5 protein-coding genes are annotated in these 4,846 nt (G+C 72.5%); 3 read left to right on the forward strand and 2 right to left on the reverse strand.

The window, feature by feature from the left end; translation table 11 throughout:
• A partial coding sequence (gene aspS / locus Q0R63_RS15075; protein ID WP_295698923.1) for an aspartate--tRNA ligase occupies positions 1-953 on the reverse strand: 953 nt, incomplete at its 3' end.
• Positions 954-1,102: 149 nt separating this feature from the next.
• Here aspS and Q0R63_RS15080 point away from each other — a divergent pair.
• Genes Q0R63_RS15080 through Q0R63_RS15090 form a run of 3 tightly spaced genes read left to right on the forward strand, consistent with a single transcriptional unit; the run spans position 1,103 to position 4,016 of the window.
• On the forward strand, positions 1,103-2,212 hold the full coding sequence (locus Q0R63_RS15080; RefSeq protein ID WP_295698926.1) for a hypothetical protein: 1,110 nt from the start codon (positions 1,103-1,105) through the stop codon (positions 2,210-2,212).
• Positions 2,209-3,204, forward strand: a complete 996-nt coding sequence (locus Q0R63_RS15085; RefSeq protein WP_295698929.1) for an ATP-binding cassette domain-containing protein — start codon at positions 2,209-2,211, stop codon at positions 3,202-3,204. Before Q0R63_RS15080 ends, Q0R63_RS15085 begins: the two co-directional genes overlap by 4 nt.
• Positions 3,201-4,016 (forward strand): ABC transporter permease, encoded by an 816-nt coding sequence (locus tag Q0R63_RS15090; RefSeq protein WP_295698933.1) that lies wholly within the window; start codon positions 3,201-3,203, stop codon positions 4,014-4,016. The genes Q0R63_RS15085 and Q0R63_RS15090 overlap by 4 nt, the downstream gene beginning before the upstream one ends.
• A gap of 34 nt (positions 4,017-4,050) precedes the next feature.
• On the opposite strand, the gene Q0R63_RS15095 is transcribed toward Q0R63_RS15090, so the two are convergent.
• Positions 4,051-4,846, reverse strand: a 796-nt coding sequence (locus Q0R63_RS15095) for an alpha/beta fold hydrolase (RefSeq protein WP_366521141.1), incomplete at its 5' end; no start/stop codon positions are given.

Here is a 4,846-nt window from a genome sequence, read left to right on the forward strand (position 1 = left end):
CCGCCCGCCTCGACCGCTGAGCGGAACACCCCGAACTCCGACCCCGCGACGGCCTCGCTGACGTCGCCGATCTCGAGGCCGTAGCGCAGGTCGGGCTTGTCCGAGCCATAGCGGCGCATCGCCTCGTGGTAGGAGAGCCGCGGGAAGGGCAGCTCGACCTCCACGCCCGCGACCTGCTTCCAGATCTCGGCGTACAGCCCCTCCACGAGCGACAGCACCTCCTCGCGCTCGACGAAGCTCATCTCGATGTCGAGCTGCGTGAACTCGAGCTGGCGATCGGCGCGCTGGGCCTCGTCGCGGAAGCAGCGCGCGATCTGGTAGTAGCGCTCGTAGCCGGCGCACATCAGGAGCTGCTTGAACAGCTGCGGGCTCTGCGGAAGCGCGTAGAAGCTGCCCGGGTTGAGCCGCGCGGGCACGAGGAAGTCGCGCGCGCCCTCGGGCGTCGAGCGGGTCATCGTCGGGGTCTCGATCTCGACGAAGTCGCGAGCGGCGAGCACCGTTCGCGCTGCCGCGTTGACCTTCGACCGCAGCCGCAACGCGGCGCCCTGCGCGGGCCGGCGCAGGTCGAGGTAGCGGTACTTCAGGCGCGACTCCTCCCCCACCGTGATCCGCTCGTCGATCTGGAACGGCAGCGGAGCACTGGGGTTGAGCACCTCGACGCTCGCGGCGTTGACCTCGATGGCCCCGGTGGGCAGGTCGGGGTTGACGTTGCCTTCCGGCCGCGTGCGGACCTCCCCTGTCACTCGGACGCAGAACTCGTTGCGCAGGTCGTGCGCGCCGCCCTGGTCGAGGACCTCGTCGCGCACCACGACCTGGGCGACGCCCGAGGCGTCCCGCAGGTCGAGGAAGGCCACCCCACCGTGATCGCGCCGACGGGCGACCCAGCCCGCTAGCGTGACGTCCTGGCCGGAATGGTCGGCACGCAGCGTGCCGGCCTCGTGGGTGCGGAGCACGGAAAGGTCCCCTTCGGGTCGGATGACGATGACGGCCGTCCTCTCGAGGACAACCCGCCCATCCTAGGGAACGGGCCGCTGCGCCTACGAATCCATGACGTCTCCGGCCACCCGGTCGACGGGACAGGTCGCTGACGTACTGTGCGTCGATGAGACGGACGTGGCGCTGGGTGGTCGTCGCGGCGGTCGTGGCGGTGCTCGTCGGGCTCCCGTCGCTGGTGCGCGCCTTCCCGGTGGGCCAGAGCGGCACGGGCTCGGCCGCCGCTCTGCTGGAACGGATCCGGGCATCGCGCACCCACCCGTATTCCGGGTATGCCGAGTCGACAGGCTCCCTCGCCCTCCCGACCACCGACCAGCTCTCCGATGTCGCGTCGCTGCTGGGCGGTCGCACCCAGGTCCGGGCCTGGTGGCGCAGCGCGGACGACTGGCGCTCGGACACCGTGACACCCGCCGGTGAGCTCAGCACGCGCACCTCGCCGACCGAGGTGCAGGTGTGGGACTTCGAGGACTCCGACGTGGCCGTCACCGGTCCCGACGTCACCGGCGCCGTCCGCCTGCCCCGGGTGGGCGACACCCTGCCGCCGGAGCTGGCGGCGCGCCTGCTGAGTGGGGCGACCGCCGCGCAGGTGTCGACCCTGCCTCCTCGCCGGGTCGCCGGGCGGGCCGCCGACGGGCTGCGGATGACCACGGGTGACCCGTTGAGCAGCATCGCCCGGGTGGACGTGTGGGCCGACCAGGCCTCCGGCATACCGGTGCTCGTCGAGGTCTTCGGCCGGACGGGAGACACCGCGGCCCTGTCCAGCACGTTCCTCGACTTCACCGACACGGAGCCCAGCGTCCAGGAGGTCGCCTTCAGCCCCCCACCCGGAGCGCGCGTGTTCACCCGACAGCGCTTCGACCTCGTGCGCGCGATCGGACAGATCCCCGACACCAACCTTCCCGCCCGGCTGCTCGGCTTCGACCGCACCCCGTCCCAGCCCGGGCTGGAGGGCATCGGTCAGTACGGCAGCGGGGTGACCCAGATCGCGGTCGGGGCACTGCCCGAGCGAGCGGCCCGTTCCCTGATCGAGCAGATACGGCTCGCCTCGACCGCGGTCAAGCTGCCCGAGGGGACCGCCATCTCCGTCGGTCCCGTGAGCCTCCTGGTGACGGACCCTCAGGTCACCGGGCAGACGTGGCTCGTCGCGGGCACCCTGACGCCCCAAGGGTTGGCGCAGGCCGCGACCCAGCTCCGTCCCACCGCGACGGCGTCCTCGTGACGACGACGCCCGAGACCCGGACCGGGGTCGAGCCGGACCAGTCGGCCTCCTCCCGTGGTCCCCTCGTCATCCGCACGGAGGGACTGACGAAGAAGTACGGCTCGGTCACCGCCGTGGACGCCGTCGATCTCGACGTGCGCGCCGGCGACATCTACGGGTTCCTCGGGGCCAACGGCTCGGGCAAGACGACGACGGTGCGGTGCCTGCTGGGACTCGTCCTCGCGACGTCGGGCCGGATCGAGGTCCTCGGGTCGCCCATGCCCAAAGCCGCCGCCGACGTGCTGCCGCGGGTCGGCGCGCTCGTCGAAGGCCCAGCGGCATACGGACACCTGTCCGGTCGCAAGAACCTCGTCATCCACGACGCGAGCGGTCGTGCCCCGTCCGGGCCGCACGGCGGCGGCCGCCGCGACCGGTCGCGCCGGGCCGACGACGTGCTCGAGATGGTCGGCCTGGGCGCCGTCGGGCGGCGACCGGTGCGGGCCTACTCCCTCGGTATGCGGCAACGTCTCGGCCTCGCTGCGGCGCTGCTGCGCCAGCCCGAGCTGCTCGTGCTCGACGAGCCCACCAACGGTCTCGACCCCCAGGGCATCCGCGAGATCCGTGAGCTGCTGCTCCGACTGCACGCGACGGGTACGACGGTCTTCCTGTCCAGCCACCTGCTCGCCGAGGTGGAGCAGCTCTGCACGAGGATCGGTCTGCTGGACCGCGGGCACCTGGTGCTCCAGGAGGCGCTCGAGACGCTGCGGACGCCGACCGGTCTCACTCTCGTCGTCACTCCCGACGCCGACTCGGCCGTGAGCCTGCTCGGGTCGGCCGTCGAGCACCATGACGGCGAACGGCTGCTCGTGCGGGCGGACGACCCGATCCGCCTCAACGCCCACCTCGTCACCGAGGGCATCCGGGTGCGCGAGCTCGGACCGGAACGCCGCACCCTAGAGGACGTCATCGAGGAACGCACCCGTGCCCGCGCTGCCGACGAGGTGCCGACGTGAGGAACGTCGAGCTGGTCAAGCTCTTCGGCCGGCGCCGCACCTGGGTCTCGCTGCTGCTCCTCAACCTCCTGCCGACGATCGTCGCCGGACTGCTCGCCTGGACCGGTCTGGCTCCCCGTCCGGGCTCGGGCCCGGCGTTCCTGTCGGCGGTCGTCGCCGACGGGTCGCTCTTCGCGATCGCCGCGCTCGCCATCGTCCTGCCGCTCTTCCTGCCGATCGCCATCGCCGTCGTCGCCGGGGAGTCGGTCGCCGGCGAGGCGCAGGCGGGGACGCTGCGCTACCTGCTCATCCGGCCGGTGGGACGCACCCGGCTGTTGGTCCGCAAGCTCGGTGCCGTCACGGCCTTCGTGCTCGCCGCCGTGCTGTCCGTCGCGGCGATCGGCTTCCTCGTCGGGCGGCTGCTGCTCGGCAAGGGCACTCTCGCCGGCGGCATGATCAGCCTCTCGGGCTCGGTCCTCACTCCTGGCGACATCGCCTGGCGCACCGCGGTGGCGATCGCCTTCGTCACCATCTCGATGCTCGGCGTCGCCGCCCTGGCGATCTTCCTCTCGACCCTGACCGACTCCCCGCAGTCGGCCAGCCTCGGCGCGATGGCCTTCCTCATCGGGTCGTCGCTGCTGCTCACGGTCGATGCCGCCCGGCCGCTGCAGCCCTACCTGCCCACCCGCTACTGGCTGTCCTTCGTCGACCTCTACCGCGACCCGGTCCTGTGGAGCAACATCGAGCGCGGGGTCGCCCTGCAGGCGGTCTACGTCGTGGTCTTCCTCCTCGCCGCGTGGGCCAACTTCACGACCCGCGACGTCACGAGCTGACCAGCCTCGACCCGGACGGTCAGGCCCTCGTTCGTCATGAGCTCAGCCGCGCGCAGTCGGTGGTCGTCCACGTCGGGAGCGGCCCCGACCCGAGCGCCTCGACGACGAGGCCCTGCACGAGACGGTCGCCGGGCAGGCCGCTGTGCCGGACCCTCGACGAGGCACAGATGCTCTGCAGTGAGGGGCTCGGGACACCCGCGATGACCGCAGAGCTGGGCGGGAGGACGACGTCGTCGGAGGTCGACCACAGTGACAGGAGAACGACGCCCGCGGGAAGCGGCTCGGAGTCGAGCCGTGACAGGACGGCGCTGTCCGGGGCCAGCTGCTGGCACGCGGTGGGACACGTCCCGGAGACGACGGTCCCCAGGGCGGCGATCTCCGTGCCGTGGTGCGGCGAGCCGAGGGTCACGAGCCGACGCGTGACGCTGCGGCCGCCGCCCTCGGTCACCCACAACCGTGCGACGATCCCCCCGGCCGAGTAGCCGACGAGGTCCACCGAGGCCGCGCCGGTCCGCGCGAGCGCCTCGTCCACCGCTGCGCCGAGCGCCTGCGTCTGCCCGTCGAGGTCACCCCGTGCCTGGTCCGGCAACGACACCACCGTGACGTCCCGACCGCGGCCCCGGAGTGCCGTGGCGAGCGGTGCCAGCGACTCCTCGGACCCGCCGTAGCCGGGCACCAGGAGCACCGGCCCCGGCCGCGACTGGTCGGGCGGCGCCGAGGAACGACGCTGCACCAGGGCGCTCACGACGACGGCGACGACCGCCACGAGGAGCAGCGCCACGAGCCCGAGGACGAAACGGCGCCGGGCCGGTGACAGTCGTGAGAGCACG

This window comes from Lapillicoccus sp. (assembly GCF_025353065.1).
Lineage (GTDB): Bacteria > Actinomycetota > Actinomycetes > Actinomycetales > Dermatophilaceae > Lapillicoccus.